Source organism: Microbacter sp. GSS18 (assembly GCA_029319145.1).
Taxonomy (GTDB): domain Bacteria; phylum Actinomycetota; class Actinomycetes; order Actinomycetales; family Microbacteriaceae; genus Microbacterium.
The window spans coordinates 1,647,993-1,663,069 of record CP119753.1 but is presented as its reverse complement, the minus strand read 5'-3'; the positions used below and the strand labels follow the sequence as shown (position 1 = coordinate 1,663,069).

Here is a 15,077-nt window from a genome sequence, read left to right as displayed (position 1 = left end):
CGCTCCTTGCATCGGGGGTCGGTTCGGAATCACTTCAGCGGCAGGCCGCGCGCGGCCATGAACGGTTGCGGATCGATCGGCAACCCGTCGACCTGGACTTCGTAGTGCAGGTGGCAGCCGAACGAGTTGCCGGTATTGCCCTCCGCGCCCAGCGGAGTTCCCACATCCACCTCCTGCCCCACGGAGACCCGCAGCGAACCCCACTGCATGTGCCCGTAGAGACTGACGAGCCCCTCGCCGTGGTCGATGCGAACGGTGTTGCCCCACCCGAAGAACGCCCCGGCGGTGACCACCCGGCCGCCACCGGCGGCGTAGATAGTCGCGCCGCAGCCCTGCGCCATGTCGTAGCCCTTGTGGTCGGTGGAGCAGAACGCGCACCCGGCAACCGGGTTGTATCCGAACCCGCGGCCCTTCGAATACGCCCCCGCCAACGGGTACCCCCAGTCGCCCGACACGGCAGGAACCGGGCCGTCCGTGTCCGGGGCAGTGGTGTCGGCGGTGGACTGCGCGGCGATCGCCAACGGCACCGCCGCGAGCAGGCTGACGTTGACCGTCGCGATGAGCACGACGCTCAGCACGATCCCGATCACCAGGCGTCGTCCCGTCCTCGTCCTCGCGAGGGCGGCAGCGGCGGCGACCGGGACACCCATTACGGCTCCAACGGCTCCGTGAAGTACCGGACCACCTTGCAGTCGCCCACCGACTGACCAGAATCCGGCGTCGGCACCGAACCCGGCCCGCACAGCACCTGCACGCTCACCCGCGCGACCTCGTCGTACGACACATCGCCGCCAGAACCATCCGACCGGACGAAGGTGAGCACGACATCCGCGGTCCCGATCGACATATCGCCGGACGCGTCATCCGACACCGGCTGGAATGCCACGTCACCGGTCACCGCAGCGATCACCCGACCGTCCTCCCCGGCAAGCGAATCCCACTGCTCATCAGGAAGCACGACACCCTGCCGCATCTCGAGCTTGGCGGCATCCATCACATCCGCCTGATCCTCGGCGGTCGTGTAGCGGGTATCAGCTGTGAACCACGTGTCCAGGTACGCCAGCCACTCCCGCCGCGTGCTCAGCTGCGTGTCGAACGTCGACGCGGCTGCCAGCGCAGCCCGCACGTAGAGGTCGCGGTCCGTCGTGATCGGCTCGGGCACCCAGCCTCGATCCGACGCGGACGCGTCCACCACCTCGCCATCGTCTCCCGGAGCGCTCGACGTCGGAGCCGGCGTGCCGGCGGTCGAGCCCGACGGTGACGGTGCCGGCTCATCGGGCTGCGAGAGGATCGCCGCGACGATGATCGCCACGATCCCGGCCAGCAGGACCCCTGCGCCGAGGATCGCCCATGCCCTGCCGCGGCCGCGCGTGCTGCCCGTTGCCATCATTGCCAGCCCTCCCGAGAATCCAGGACGGCCGCCACAGACGAAACCGAAGCCACACGCAGTAGATGCCGCACCGGAATCCTACGCAGACGGCGAACGTTCCGAAATGGAAAACCCGGGGAATAACAGGCTAGAAACATTCCCGAAATCGGGCCCGGCGCACCTCGCGGGGGAACAGACGTGGATCCCGACGGTACAGGCAGAAGCGCGAGCTTGTCTGTAGGAACTTTGGGGGACAAGACCACTATCCGGCACGCGAGCCGGTGCGGAGCGAGGGGTCGAGTCGAGGTCATGCCTGGACTGTACAGCAGTTCACACCAGAAGTGAACGGATAAAACGCTTACTGTGGAAAGTGGTCCTCACTCCAAGGACTAGGGGAGAATCGGCACCATGCCCAAGTACGCCCGGCCCGCAGACGGCGAAGACGCCGAGAACGCCATCGCGATCCTGGGGAATATGGTCAAAGCCGGCATCATCCGCTACCTCCGCACGAACCCCGGCGTCACCAGGAAGACCATCGCCGACGCCCTCCAAGTCCCCCCGACGACCGTCGTCCCCTACCTCCGCGAACTCGAAGAAGCCGGGCTCCTCATCGCCAACCCGCCCCGCACCGAACGCCGCCGCGGCGAATGGCCCACCTACAGTGCGAACAACGAACGGGTCGCGGACCTCTACCTGCGACTCGGACAGGCGATCGGGGAGCTGTAGCCGGCGGTGCCGCTCCGACTCCCCGTCGCGTGGGTGCCGCACGCAACGGTGCAATTCGCGTATTCTGATTCTCAATACGCGAAACACGCGTCAGACTCCGGAGCGCGCATGGGCAGCATCCACCCGTATACGAACGCAGCGGGCAAGAAGCTCTACCGCATCGTGTACCGGCGCCCCGATCACTCCCAGACGCAGGAGCGTGGCTTTGCGAGGAAGCTCGATGCTGAGCGACGCCTGCGGGAGCTCGAGTTCGCGAAGGATCGTGGCGAGTACATCGATCCGTCGTCGGCGCACGCGACTATTGACGCTCTCGGAGTCGAGTGGCTGGCCCAGCGTGAGGGTGTCCTGAAGGCCTCATCGTTCCGCCCGCTGCGGTCGGCGTGGGAAGTCCACGTGCAGCCGAAGTGGGGCAGCCGAGGTGTTGGAAGCATTCGTCACTCGGAGGTCCAGTCCTGGGCGTCAAGCATCAAGGGAGGATCGACGACGGTGCGGCGCGCGCACGGCATCCTCGCCGGCGTGCTCGAGGGCGCCGTCCGCGACCGCCGCATAGCGAGCAATCCTGCTCGGGACATCGTGCTTCCTGCGAAGTCGAAGGCTGCCCGTCGCAACTACCTCACCCACGAGCAGGTGCAGGTCCTCGCGGACCGCTCGGCTCACCCCGAACTTGTGCTGTTCCTCGCCTATACCGGCCTCAGGTGGGGGGAGGCGACCGCCCTGCGCGTGCGCCACATCGACGCCCGGCGGCGACGTGTCACCGTGCAGGAGAACGCGGTCCTCGTGTCGACCGAGGTGCACGTCGGAACCCCGAAAACCCACCGATCACGCTCCGTGCCGTACCCGGCGTTCCTTGCGGAGATGCTGGAAGCGGCAGCGAGCGGCAAGTCGCGCGATCAGCTTCTGTTTGGCGACGGCCACAACCACGTGCGCCTGCCGGCGAGTCGCAACGGATGGTTCACACGCTCCGTCCGCGCCGCCCAATCGGCCGACGCGACCTTCCCGCGGATCACTCCCCACGACCTCCGGCACACGGCCGCCAGCCTTGCTGTGCAGGCCGGAGCACACGTGAAGGCGGTGCAGCGGATGCTCGGCCACGCATCCGCCGCGATGACTCTCGATGTGTACGCGGACCTCTTCGACGACGACCTCGACGCCGTCGCCGTCGCGCTCGACGCGGCGAAGCGCTCGCGAAGTGTTGCCAATCTGTTGCCAGAAGACTGATCGTGGCGCCTCAACGGCTAGTCCCAGAAAGCAAAAATCCCAGGATCACCTGGGATTTTTTCTGTGCCCCCGACAGGAATCGAACCTGCGACCTTTGGTACCGGAAACCAACGCTCTATCCCCTGAGCTACGGAGGCGCACCGGTCGAGATTACCACCCCCGAGAGGGCTCCCCGTGCCTCTCAGCCCGGTGTACCGGCGCGGTCGTGCTCGTCGGCGTCCGCCGACACCCCGCCCGCGCCCTGCAGCGCGACGATCGCCGCGGCGAGCCTCTCGGCGAGATACGCGTGCCCCTCGGTGGAGGGATGGTCGCGGCCGGCGCCGGTGTCGATGACATCGAGGTAGTTCGACGCCACGATCCAGTCCCGCGAGAGCGGGGAGATGTACCACCAGCCGCGCTGGGCGGCGAGGTCGGCGAGATCGGCGTCGATGCGAGCCGTGGCCTTCTCGACCGGGAGCACCTGCGGGGCGGGCCCGAGGATCACGAACGAGGCGTCGGGATAGATCGCCGCCAGATCGTCCCAGGCGGCGTTCACGGCGTCCCGGTATCCGTCGGCGGGGAGCGCGCGGTCGTTGATGGTGCCCTCGACGATGACGAGGTCGTACGACGCCGACGCATCCAGCGCCGCGATGCGCTCGCCGTAGGGCGGCCCGTCGATCCCGGGCCTGAGGTAGCCGCTGCCGCGGACGCCGTCCACCGTGGTCCGCCATCCCAGCAGGTCGTCCATGAGGTAGGCGAAGCCGAGTTCGGGGACCCGCGCCGCCGACCCGTACACCCACGAATCGCCGAAGAGCAGCACCTCGGGGGAGTCGGGCAGCACCAGCGGGGCGACGGCCGCCCCAGGCGGCTCGGCGGGCACGGCGGCGGGGGTCGTGGGGGCCGCCCAGGGCCGTGACACGGCCACCGCGCACACGGCGGCGACGGCGATCGCGAGGAACCCGAGGGCCGCCCACGAGCGCTGGGGACGACGCCGTCCGGATGCGGGCATGCAAAGAGCGTAGGCGACCGGGGTCGCCGGGGCGAAACGCGTGCGAGGATGGCCGGATGCAACGTGTCGTGACCGCCGAACTCGACCTCGACGTCGTGGCCTCCGTCGACCTCATCTGCCAGGTCGCGGCGGCCACTCAGGTGCCCCTCCTCGACGAGCAGCTGACGTTCACCCAGGGCGATCGCGTGTACACGCCGACCGAGATCATCGACCAGTCCGGCAGCCGCCTGCACCGTCTCCAGGCCGAGCCCGGACGCCTCGAAGTGCGCTACGAGGCGACCGTCGACGGGCGCACCCCGCACGCGCGCACGAGCGACCTCGAGGCGATCTCGTACCTGCGTCCGAGCCGCTACTGCCAGTCCGACGAGGTCTTCCAGCAGGCGCGTCGCCAGTTCAAAGGCATGCAGGGTCACGAGCTCATCGGCGCGGTGTCGGACTTCGTCGCCACGAGCACCACGTACACCCCCGGACTCAGCCACGGCACCGACAGCGCCGTGACGACGCTCATGACCGGTCAGGGCGTCTGCCGCGACTACGCCCACGTGGTCATCGCGCTGCTGCGCGCCATGGACATGCCCGCGCGGTACGCGGCGTGCTACGCGCCGGGACTGCAGCCGATGGACTTCCACGCCGTCGCGGAGGCCTACCACGACGGCGCCTGGTACGTCATCGACGCCACGCGGCTGGCGAACCGGCACTCGCTGGTGCGCATCGCGACCGGACGCGACGCCGCCGACTGCGCCTTCCTCAGCTATCACGGCGGGGCGGTGAGCCTGCAGCGCATGCTCGTGGACGCCTGGGTCATGCCCGAGGCCGAGGACTTCGAGGCCGACGAGGACCCGCTGGCCGCGGTCGAGCGAGACGCGGCATCCGACCCGGCCGGCGACGACTACACCGAGCTGGTCCAGATCGCCTGACACGCAGCGGCGAGCCGGCGCCCGGCAACTAGAATCGACGGGTTATGAATCCTGATGCGCTCTCCGCCGCCCTGCTCGACGTCATCGCCCCGCTCGCCGAGGCGCGACGCCCCGGTGCGGCCGAGGGGCTGACGGCGGCCGACCTGCCGCTGGAGCGCCCGAAGAACCGCGACCACGGCGACTGGGCGTCCAACGCCGCGCTGAAGCTGGCCAAGAAGGTCGGCGCGAACCCGCGCGAGTTCGCCGCCGACATCGCGGCGGGGCTCACCGCCGTCGACGGGATCGCGAGCGTCGAGGTCGCCGGCCCCGGCTTCATCAACATCCGCCTCGACGCCGCAGCCGCCGGCGCCCTCGCGAAGACGATCGTCGACGCCGGCGCCGCGTTCGGCACCAACGACAGCCAGCGCGGCAACACCATCAACCTCGAATTCGTCAGCGCCAACCCCACCGGGCCCATGCACATCGGCCACACGCGGTGGGCCGCCCTCGGCGACTCGATGGCGCGCCTGCTGCTGGCCAGCGGTGCGACGCTGGTGCGCGAGTTCTACGTCAACGACGCCGGCGCCCAGATGGACCGGTTCGGGCGCTCGGTGCTCGCGCGCGCCAAGGGCGAGCCGATCCCCGAGGACGGCTACCCCGGCTCGTACATCGACGTGCTCGCCCAGCGCGTGCTGGCGGCCGTGCCCGACCTGCCGTCGCTCCCCGACGACGAGCAGCTGGTCATCGCCCGCGACCGCGCCTACGAGTTCCAGCTCGGCGACCTGCAGGTGTCGCTGGAGAAGTTCAACGTCCACTTCGACGTGTTCTTCAGCGAGCGGGTCCTGCATGCGAAGGGCTCGGCCGGCGAGCCGAGTCTCGTCGACGAGGCCGTCGACCGCCTGCGCGAGCAGGGGCACGTGTTCGACGCCGATGATGCCGTGTGGGTGCGCACCACCGACTTCGGCGACGACAAGGACCGCGTCATCCGCCGCTCCAACGGCGAGTACACCTACTTCGCCGCGGATGCCGCCTACTACCTCAACAAGGGCGACCGGGGCTTCGCGCACAAGATCTACCTGCTCGGCGCCGACCACCACGGCTACGTGCACCGGCTGAAGGCCCTCGCGGGGGCTGCGGGCGACGACCCCGACACCGACATCGAGGTGCTCATCGGCCAGCTCGTGTCCGTCAACGGCGCGCGCCTGTCCAAGCGCGCCGGCAACATCATCGAGCTCGACGACCTGCGCGACTGGCTCGGCACCGACGCGCTGCGCTACTCGCTGGCGCGCTACCCGGCGGACTCGCCGCTGACCCTGGACCCCGAGATCCTCAGGCGGCGCACCAACGACAACCCCGTCTTCTACGTCCAGTACGCCCACGCCCGCACGCACAACGTCGGCCGCAACGCCGCCGAGTCCGGCGTCGACCGGTCGGAGTTCGCCCCCGAGCTGCTCGACCACGAGACCGAGTCGGCGCTGCTGGGCGCGCTGCAGGAGTTCCCGCGCACGGTCGCCTTCGCGGCCGAGGTGCGCGAGCCCCACCGGGTCGCCCGCTACCTCGAGGAGCTCGCCGGGCTCTACCACAAGTGGTACGACAACTGCCGCGTCATCCCGCTCGGCGACGACCCCGTCACGGCGCTGCACCGCACGCGCCTGTGGCTGAACGACGCCACCGGCCAGGTGCTGCGCAACGGCCTGGACCTGCTCGGCGTGAGCGCTCCGGAGCGGATGTAGCCGGTGGCGGGCGAAGACGACAACCCCACGGTTCCGCTCGGCGAACGGGGCGCGAACCAGACCGCGCCTCTGCCGGACGCGTCGGCGCAGTGGGTGCTCGCGACGCCGCAGAGCACGGCGAAGCCCCGGCGCCGGCGCCGCGTGTGGCCGTGGTTCGTCATCGGAGCCGCGGCGCTGGTCGTCGTCGCGGCGGCGATCATCGCCGAGCCGATCGCCCGCGGCATCGTCCAGGGCGGCGTCCGCGATCGCGTCATCACCGAGCTCGACCTGCCCGCCGACCAGCCGATCGACGTCCAGATCACCGGACCCGTGCTGCCGCAGCTGATCCTCGGCACGTTCGCCGAGATCTCCATCTCGTCCCAGGACGTCTCGTTCGACGCCTTCACCGGCGACGTCTCGGTGGTGGCGCAGGGCGTTCCGGTGCGCGGCGGCGACATGGCGGCGGGCTCGGCCGAGATCCGCATGGACGAGCAGCAGCTCCGCTCGCTGCTGTCGACCGTCGATGGATTTCCCGCCGAGCAGCTCGAGCTCGACGCGCCCGACGTGACGATGTCGATCGAGCTGTCCGTCTTCGGCTTCACGACGCTCCCGATCGGCGTCGCGCTGACGCCCTCGGCCGCGGACGGCGAGCTCGTGCTGACGCCGGCGTCGATCGAGGTGGGCGGCATCGAGGTCTCGGCCGACCAGCTGCGGGACCAGCTCGGCGGCGTCGTCGACACCGTCGCCCGCGACTGGCCGGTGTGCGTGGCGCAGTACCTTCCGGCGGGCGTCGAGCTGACGGCCGCCGCCGTCGTGGGCGTCCAGTTCGTGGCCGGATTCGACATCGACGGCGGCATCGTGTCCGACCCCGCGCTGCTCGAGAACGGCACGTGCGGCTGAACCGCGGCGCGCGCCGAGACATCGCATGACACACGGCACGGGCACCACCCCCGGCGTGTCATAGACTTCAAGCACTGCTCGGCGCGTGAGTCATCCGGCCGTGGCACCCGCCGTCCGGCGACAACCCGATGGCGACACCGACCTTCACCGATTGGCTTCACCCGTGTCCGCCGCACCGCACTCCGACACCCCGGCCCCGGCATGGCTGACCCGTCCGGACGACCCGAACGGCCTCGCCGCGGGCGTCTGGCCTGCCGACGCCGTGCGCGACGACGCCGGCGCGATCGTGCTCGGCGGCGTGAGCGCGGTCGCGCTGCGCGAGCGCTACGGCACGCCGCTGTACGTGCTCGACGAGGCCGAGGTCCGCTCGCGCGCACGGCGCGCCCTCGACGCCTTCCGCGCGGCTGCCGCCCTCCACGGCGTGCAGGCGCGCGTCTACTACGCCGGCAAGGCGTTCCTGAGCACCGAGGTGGTGCGCTGGGTGACCGAGGAGGGCCTCGCCGTCGACGTCGCCAGCGGCGGCGAGATGGCCGTCGCGCTCGCCGCAGGGGCCGATCCCGCGCGGCTGGGCTTCCACGGCAACAACAAGAGCCTCGCCGAACTCGAGCGCGCCGTGGCCGCGGGCGTCGGGTCGATCGTCGTGGACTCGCCCATCGAGATCGAGCGTCTCGCCGCGATCGTCGAGCGCACGGGAGCGACCCAGCCGGTGCTCGTGCGCGTCAACAGCGGCGTCCACGCCGAGACCCACGACTTCCTGGCCACGGCGCACGAGGACCAGAAGTTCGGCTTCGCCCTCGAGGACGCGCCGGCGGCCGTCGCCCGCATCCGCGAGGTGCCGGGGCTGACCTTCGTGGGTCTGCACTGCCACATCGGCTCGCAGATCTTCGGCACCGCCGGATTCCGCGAGTCCGCCGCGCGCGTGCTCGAACTCCACGCCCAGCTGCTCGCAGGTGGCGAGATCCCCGTGCTGAACCTCGGCGGCGGCTTCGGCATCGCCTACACCTCCGCCGACGACCCCACCCCGATCGAGGAGCTCGCGGTCGGCATCGTCGGCGCCGTCGCGCAGGAGTGCGAGGCGCGGGGGATCCGGATGCCGAACCTCGCGTTCGAGCCCGGGCGCGCCATCGTGGGCACCGCCGGCGTGACGCTGTACGAGGTCGGCACGACCAAGCCGGTGCGCCTGACCGCCGACGCGACGCGACTGTACGTGAGCGTGGACGGCGGCATGAGCGACAACGCCCGCCCGGCCCTGTACGGTGCGGACTACTCCGCCCGCATCGCCTCGCGCCGGTCCGGCGCGGATGCGGCGCTGGTGCGCGTCGTCGGCAAGCACTGCGAGTCGGGCGACATCGTCGTGGACGCCGAGTACCTGCCCGGCGACGTCGCGCCCGGCGACGTGCTCGCCGTGCCCGCCACCGGTGCTTACTGCTTCTCGCTCGCGAGCAACTACAACTTCATCCCGCGCCCGCCGGTCGTCGCCGTGTGCGCGGGAACGTCGCGTGTCATCGTGCACGGCGAGACGATCGACGACCTGCTCGCGCGCGACGCGGGGTGGGAATCCGACCCGACGGAAGGGAACGCATGACCGACTACCGCCGATTGAGGGTCGCCCTGCTGGGAGCCGGAGCCGTCGGCTCGCAGGTCGCATCGCTGCTGCGCAAGCACGGCGACGAGCTCGCCGACCGTGCCGGCGCGACGCTGGAGGTCGTGGGGATCGCGGTGCGCGACCTCGACGCCCCCCGCGACGTCGAGCTGCCGCGCGAGCTGCTGACCACCGACGCCGAGACGCTCATCGTCGGCGCCGACATCGTCATCGAGCTGATGGGCGGCATCGAGCCCGCGCGCACGTACCTGCTGCAGGCGATCAACTCGGGCGCCGACGTCGTCACCGCCAACAAGGCGCTGCTGGCCACCCACGGCCCCGAGATCTTCGAAGCCGCCGACCAGGTGGGCGCACAGGTCTACTACGAAGCCGCCGCCGCCGGCGCGATCCCGATCATCCGCCCGCTGCGCGACTCGCTCGCCGGTGACCGCGTGCAGCGGATCATGGGCATCGTGAACGGCACGACGAACTACATCCTCGACCGCATGGACAAGGAGGGCGCGGAGTTCGCCGACGTCCTCGCCGATGCGCAGGCGCTCGGCTATGCCGAGGCCGACCCCACCGCCGACGTCGAGGGCTTCGACGCCGCGCAGAAGGCCGCGATCCTCGCGAGCCTCGCCTTCCACACGTCGGTGCCGCTGGACGCCGTCCACCGCGAGGGCATCACCGCGATCGACAAGGGCATGATGGACGCCGCCCGCAACGCCGGGTACGTCATCAAGCTGCTGGCGGTGTGCGAGCGCATGGCGACGGCGGATGCCGAAGGAACGCCCGGCGAGTCCATCTCGGTGCGCGTCTATCCGGCTCTGGTCGACCGCGAGCACCCGCTGGCGAGCGTCCACGGCGCCAACAACGCCGTGTTCGTGCAGGCCGAGGCCGCCGGCAACCTCATGTTCTACGGCGCGGGCGCCGGGGGAGTGCAGACCGCGTCGGCCGTCCTCGGCGACGTCGTGTCGGCTGCCCGTCGTCACATCGCCGGCGGCGTCGGCGTCGGGGAGTCCACCCGCGCGAACCTGCCGGTGGTCGACATCGGCCAGGTGACCACGCGATACCAGATCACGCTCGAGGTCGTCGACCAGCCCGGCGTGCTCGCCGCGGTGGCCGGCGTCCTCAGCGACGGCCGCGTCTCGATCGCGACCGTCGAGCAGACCGTCGCCGGAGAGGACGCCGAGACCGCTCGGCTCGTCATCGGCACCCACAAGGCCCAGGAGCAGGACCTCAGCGACACCGTCGACAAGCTCGCCGCGAGCGGCGTCGTCGAGCGCGTCGTGTCGGTCCTGCGCGTGGAAGGAGACTGAAATGGCACACGTCTGGCGCGGAGTCCTCCGCGAGTACGCCGACCGGCTGGGCGTCACCGACGCCTCGACGGTCGTCACCCTGGGCGAGGGCGGCACGCCGCTGCTGCCCGCGCCCGCGCTGTCGCGCATGACCGGCGCGGATGTCTGGGTGAAGTTCGAGGGCATGAACCCGACCGGGTCGTTCAAGGACCGCGGCATGACCGTCGCGCTCTCGCGCGCCGTGGAGCACGGCGCCGAGGCCGTCATCTGCGCCTCGACCGGCAACACGTCGGCGTCGGCCGCAGCCTATGCCGCGCACGCCGGCATCACCGCGGCGGTGCTCGTGCCCGAGGGCAAGATCGCGATGGGCAAGCTCAGCCAAGCCGTCGCCCACAACGGCCGGCTCATCCAGATCCGCGGCAACTTCGACGACTGCCTCGAGATCGCGCGCGAGCTCGCCGACAACTACCCGGTGCACCTGGTGAACTCGGTCAACCCCGACCGCATCGAGGGCCAGAAGACCGCCGCGTACGAGATCGTCGAGGTGCTCGGCGACGCTCCCGATTTCCACTTCATCCCGGTCGGCAACGCCGGCAACTACACCGCCTACTCGCGCGGATACCGCGAGGAGGCCGAGCGCGGCGTCTCCACCCGCGTGCCGCGCATGTTCGGCTTCCAGGCCGAGGGCTCGGCGCCGCTGGTGCGCGGTGAAGTGGTGAAGAACCCCGAGACCGTCGCCAGTGCCATCCGCATCGGCAATCCGGCCTCGTGGGAGCTCGCGCTCGAGGCGCGCGCGGCGACGGACGGCTACTTCGGGGCCATCGACGACGAGCGCATCCTCGCGGCGCAGAAGCTCCTGGCCGGAAGCGTCGGCATCTTCGTGGAGCCGGCCTCGGCCATCAGCGTCGCCGGTCTGCTCGACCGCGCCGAGGCGGGGGTCGTCCCGGCAGGCGCCCGTGTCGTGCTCACCGTCACCGGCCACGGCCTGAAGGACCCGCAGTGGGCGCTTCGCAACGCCGACGGCTCGCAGGTCGAGCCCACCGTGGTCGACGCCAGCACGTCCGACGTCGCCGCGGTGCTCGACCTGGCACCCGTGGAGGCCTCGGCGTGACCACAGCCCCTGTGCCCGCAGCCGGCCGCACCGTCGTGGTGCGCGTGCCGGCGACGAGCGCGAACCTCGGCCCGGGGTTCGACACGCTCGGGCTCGCGCTGAGCGTCTACGACGAGCTGACGGTCACGGCTCTGCCCGCGGGCGAGCTCGAGATCGACGTCGTCGGCGAGGGCATGGGGGACGTTCCCCGTGACGCGTCGAACCTGGTCGTGCGATCGATCGCGTACGCGTTCGAGTCGGTGGGGCGGCGGATGCCGGGTCTGCGGCTGCAGGCCCACAACGTCATCCCGCACGGGCGCGGCATGGGCTCGTCGGGCGCCGCCGTGGTCTCGGGGCTGCTCGCGGCCAAGGGGCTCCTGGAAGGCGATGTCGAACTCGGCCCCGAGACGCTCCTGCGCCTGGCCACCGAGCTCGAAGGCCACCCGGACAACGTAGCCCCCGCGCTGTTCGGCGGTCTCACGATCGCGTGGATGGACGACGACGGGCCGCAGCACAAGCAGCTGATCGTCCACCGCGGTGTGTCGCCGCTGGTGTTCGTGCCCGAGTCGACGATGTCGACGAGCGTCGCCCGCAGCCTGCAGCCGCTGCAGGTGCCGCGCGAGGACGCGGTGTTCAACGTGTCCCGGTCGGCGCTGCTGATCGCGGCGCTGACGCAGAGCCCCGAGCTGCTGCTGGCGGCGACCGAGGACAAGCTCCACCAGAGCTACCGCGCGCAGGCCATGCCCGAGACCGACAAGCTCGTGCGGACGCTGCGCGCCGCGGGCTTCGCCGCCGTCGTGTCGGGCGCGGGGCCGAGCGTCCTCGTGCTCGCCGACGGCCCGGGGCGCCGGCTCCAGGCGGCGGCCCTCGCCCAGAAGACGGTCGAGGGCGCGTGGGAGGCGCTCATGCTCGCCGTCGATGTCAAGGGTGGTACAGTGAGGGAGTACGCGGAGGGTTCCACGTAACCCGTGAATCTGGCCTCCGTCGCAAATCTGCGAAACCACCGCACAGCCTCTTTCTGCTGTGGGATTTCGAGCATCCGGGCGGTCTTCGAGCCGCCGAACAGCTCCTGAACCGGCAGAAGGCCGGTCGGCGACTGCCTGCAGCGTCGTGCGGTTCTGCATATCCGATCGTTTTTCACAAGGGAGAACTCGTGGAGTCCATCTCCGAGATCCACACCGACGCCCAGGGCGACGAGCGCGCGGACGCGCCCGAGCAGCCGCAGGACGCCGCCGCCGAGCAGGCCGCCGAGGCCCCCGTCGAGCAGGCCCCCGCCGCCGCCGAGCCCGAGCCCGAGGCCGCCGTCGAGCAGGCGCCCGCCGAAGAGCCGGCCGAGGCTCCTGCCGACGAGGCACCCGCCGAGCAGGCGCCCGAGACCCCCGCCGAGCAGGCTGCTGCCGAGCAGGGCCCCGAGGCTCCTGCCGAGCAGGCGCCGGCCGACGCATCCGCGTCCCCCGACGCCCAGGCCGCCGACGAGCAGCCGGCAGCCGAGGAGAAGCCCGCGCGGGCCCCGCGCAAGCGCGCGCCGCGGCGCGCCAAGAGCTCGGACGTGACGGCCGAGACGCCCGCGGCCGATGCCGAGACCGAGAAGCCCTCCGAGGGCGCCCCGGCCGCCGAGACCGCCGAGGCGGAGGTGGGCGACAAGCCGCAGAAGTCCCAGAAGTCCCAGAGGTCCCAGAAGTCGCAGAAGTCCCCGAAGGCCGAGAAGCCGGCCGAGGGCGCCGAGGCCCCGGACACGGCCGACGGATCCGGCAAGGGCGGGACCGCCACGAAGGACGAGGGCGCCGAGGCGTCCGAGGACTCGGGCAAGGCCGCGGAGCCTTCCGCGGAGGGCGACGGCGGCGCCGGTGACGGCGAGCAGGCCTCGTCGGGCCGCAGCCGCAGCCGCAGCCGCAGCCGGAACCGCAACCGCAACCAGAACCAGAACCAGAACGGCCAGGGCGGCGGCTCGTCGCAGAGCGGACCCTCGCAGGGATCGCAGAACGGCGGCAGCCAGTCCGGCGATGACGAGGAGACCGGCGGCGGCCGGGGCCGCAGCCGCAACAAGCGCCGCGGCCAGGGCAGCGCCGACGAGTTCGAGACCGAGATCGGCGAGGACGACGTCCTGATCCCGATCGCCGGCATCCTCGACGTGCTCGACAACTACGCGTTCGTTCGCACGACCGGCTACCTCCCCGGCCAGAGCGACGTCTACGTGTCGCTCGGTCAGGTCAAGAAGTACAACCTGCGCAAGGGCGACGCCGTCGTCGGCGCGATCAAGCAGCCCCGCGAGGGCGAGCAGTCGAGCCGTCAGAAGTACAACGCCCTCGTGAAGGTCGACGCGATCAACGGCCTGTCGGTCGACGACGCGGCCACGCGTGTGGAGTTCGGCAAGCTCACGCCGCTGTACCCGCAGGAGCGCCTGCGCCTCGAGACGGCACCCGAGAAGCTCACGCAGCGCATCATCGACCTCGTCGCCCCGATCGGCAAGGGCCAGCGCGGCCTCATCGTCGCGCCGCCGAAGGCCGGCAAGACGATCGTGCTGCAGCAGATCGCGAACGCCATCTCGCACAACAACCCCGAGGTCCACCTCATGGTCGTGCTGGTCGACGAGCGTCCCGAAGAGGTCACCGACATGCAGCGCACGGTCAAGGGCGAGGTCATCGCCTCGACCTTCGACCGCCCCGCCGAGGACCACACCACCGTCGCCGAGCTCGCCATCGAGCGTGCCAAGCGCCTCGTGGAGCTCGGCCGCGACGTCGTCGTGCTGCTGGACTCGATCACGCGCCTCGGACGTGCGTACAACGTCTCGGCGCCGACGTCCGGTCGCGTGCTGTCCGGCGGCGTCGACGCCTCGGCGCTGTATCCGCCCAAGCGCTTCTTCGGCGCTGCGCGCAACATCGAGAACGGCGGATCGCTCACGATCCTGGCCACGGCGCTCGTGGAGACCGGCTCCAAGATGGACGACGTCATCTTCGAGGAGTTCAAGGGCACCGGCAACAGCGAGCTGCGACTGTCGCGCCAGCTGGCGGACAAGCGGATCTTCCCGGCCGTCGACGTGAACGCCTCGAGCACGCGTCGCGAGGAGATGCTGCTGTCGGGCGACGAGGTCAAGATCACGTGGAAGCTGCGTCGCGCCCTCGCCGGGCTCGACCCGCAGCAGGCGCTCGAGGTGGTGCTGGGCAAGCTCAAGGAGACGCAGTCGAACGTCGAGTTCCTCGTGCAGATGCAGAAGTCGATCCCGGCTCCCGCGCGCGACGGCCACGGCGGCGGGCACAGCCACTCGCACGACAACAGCATCCGCTGACCGGCGGCAGCG

Annotated in this window: 13 protein-coding genes and 1 tRNA gene; 10 read left to right on the top strand and 4 right to left on the bottom strand. The window is 70.9% G+C overall.

Annotation, left to right across the window (positions count from 1 at the left end; genetic code table 11):
• Positions 1–29 precede the first annotated feature (29 nt).
• Together P0L94_07850 and P0L94_07845 are read right to left on the bottom strand one after the other, a co-directional pair.
• Positions 30–590, bottom strand: a complete 561-nt coding sequence (locus P0L94_07850; GenBank protein WES65975.1) for a M23 family metallopeptidase — start codon at positions 588–590, stop codon at positions 30–32.
• 59 nt (positions 591–649) lie between these two features.
• The gene (locus P0L94_07845) at positions 650–1,387 is read right to left on the bottom strand and encodes a hypothetical protein (GenBank protein ID WES65974.1); all 738 of its coding nucleotides are present in this window, start codon (positions 1,385–1,387) and stop codon (positions 650–652) included.
• A gap of 390 nt (positions 1,388–1,777) precedes the next feature.
• Here P0L94_07845 and P0L94_07840 point away from each other — a divergent pair, with 390 nt between their 5' ends.
• Together P0L94_07840 and P0L94_07835 are read left to right on the top strand one after the other, a co-directional pair.
• Positions 1,778–2,095: a helix-turn-helix domain-containing protein gene (locus P0L94_07840; GenBank protein WES65973.1), complete on the top strand. Its 318-nt coding sequence runs from the start codon at positions 1,778–1,780 to the stop codon at positions 2,093–2,095.
• 33 nt (positions 2,096–2,128) lie between these two features.
• Entirely contained in the window at positions 2,129–3,313 is a 1,185-nt protein-coding gene (locus P0L94_07835) for a site-specific integrase (GenBank protein WES65972.1), read from the top strand.
• Positions 3,314–3,377: 64 nt separating this feature from the next.
• Here the strand turns inward: P0L94_07835 and P0L94_07830 are convergent.
• Together P0L94_07830 and P0L94_07825 are read right to left on the bottom strand one after the other, a co-directional pair.
• Positions 3,378–3,450, bottom strand: a tRNA-Arg gene (locus P0L94_07830).
• 44 nt (positions 3,451–3,494) lie between these two features.
• Positions 3,495–4,301 carry an SGNH/GDSL hydrolase family protein gene (locus P0L94_07825; GenBank protein ID WES65971.1) on the bottom strand — a complete coding sequence of 269 codons (807 nt, stop codon included), beginning with the start codon at positions 4,299–4,301 and terminating at the stop codon, positions 3,495–3,497.
• A gap of 56 nt (positions 4,302–4,357) precedes the next feature.
• On the opposite strand from P0L94_07825, the gene P0L94_07820 reads away from it, so the two are divergent.
• From P0L94_07820 to rho, 8 genes are all read left to right on the top strand, one after another.
• On the top strand, positions 4,358–5,218 hold the full coding sequence (locus P0L94_07820; protein WES65970.1) for a transglutaminase family protein: 861 nt from the start codon (positions 4,358–4,360) through the stop codon (positions 5,216–5,218).
• 44 nt (positions 5,219–5,262) lie between these two features.
• Positions 5,263–6,930, top strand: a complete 1,668-nt coding sequence (gene argS, locus P0L94_07815; GenBank protein ID WES65969.1) for an arginine--tRNA ligase — start codon at positions 5,263–5,265, stop codon at positions 6,928–6,930.
• Between the two features lie 3 nt (positions 6,931–6,933).
• Positions 6,934–7,809: an LmeA family phospholipid-binding protein gene (locus P0L94_07810; GenBank protein WES65968.1), complete on the top strand. Its 876-nt coding sequence runs from the start codon at positions 6,934–6,936 to the stop codon at positions 7,807–7,809.
• Between the two features lie 163 nt (positions 7,810–7,972).
• On the top strand, positions 7,973–9,394 hold the full coding sequence (gene lysA, locus P0L94_07805; GenBank protein WES65967.1) for a diaminopimelate decarboxylase: 1,422 nt from the start codon (positions 7,973–7,975) through the stop codon (positions 9,392–9,394).
• Positions 9,391–10,710: a homoserine dehydrogenase gene (locus P0L94_07800; GenBank protein ID WES65966.1), complete on the top strand. Its 1,320-nt coding sequence runs from the start codon at positions 9,391–9,393 to the stop codon at positions 10,708–10,710. Before lysA ends, P0L94_07800 begins: the two co-directional genes overlap by 4 nt.
• A 1-nt stretch (position 10,711) precedes the next feature.
• Positions 10,712–11,800 (top strand): threonine synthase, encoded by a 1,089-nt coding sequence (gene thrC, locus P0L94_07795; GenBank protein WES65965.1) that lies wholly within the window; start codon positions 10,712–10,714, stop codon positions 11,798–11,800.
• The gene (thrB, locus tag P0L94_07790; GenBank protein ID WES65964.1) at positions 11,797–12,744 is read left to right on the top strand and encodes a homoserine kinase; all 948 of its coding nucleotides are present in this window, start codon (positions 11,797–11,799) and stop codon (positions 12,742–12,744) included. Before thrC ends, thrB begins: the two co-directional genes overlap by 4 nt.
• A 188-nt stretch (positions 12,745–12,932) precedes the next feature.
• The gene (rho, locus tag P0L94_07785; protein WES65963.1) at positions 12,933–15,065 is read left to right on the top strand and encodes a transcription termination factor Rho; all 2,133 of its coding nucleotides are present in this window, start codon (positions 12,933–12,935) and stop codon (positions 15,063–15,065) included.
• Positions 15,066–15,077 lie beyond the last annotated feature (12 nt).

What these genes read in the sequence shown, in the direction of transcription:
- P0L94_07820 (WES65970.1), top strand. Translation starts at nt 4,358, where the DNA reads ATGCAACGTGTCGTGACCGCCGAACTCGACCTCGACGTCGTGGCCTCC.
- thrC (WES65965.1), top strand. Translation starts at nt 10,712, where the DNA reads ATGGCACACGTCTGGCGCGGAGTCCTCCGCGAGTACGCCGACCGGCTG.
- P0L94_07845 (WES65974.1), bottom strand. Translation starts at nt 1,387, where the DNA reads ATGGCAACGGGCAGCACGCGCGGCCGCGGCAGGGCATGGGCGATCCTC.
- P0L94_07800 (WES65966.1), top strand. Translation starts at nt 9,391, where the DNA reads ATGACCGACTACCGCCGATTGAGGGTCGCCCTGCTGGGAGCCGGAGCC.
- argS (WES65969.1), top strand. Translation starts at nt 5,263, where the DNA reads ATGAATCCTGATGCGCTCTCCGCCGCCCTGCTCGACGTCATCGCCCCG.
- P0L94_07825 (WES65971.1), bottom strand. Translation starts at nt 4,301, where the DNA reads ATGCCCGCATCCGGACGGCGTCGTCCCCAGCGCTCGTGGGCGGCCCTC.
- P0L94_07840 (WES65973.1), top strand. Translation starts at nt 1,778, where the DNA reads ATGCCCAAGTACGCCCGGCCCGCAGACGGCGAAGACGCCGAGAACGCC.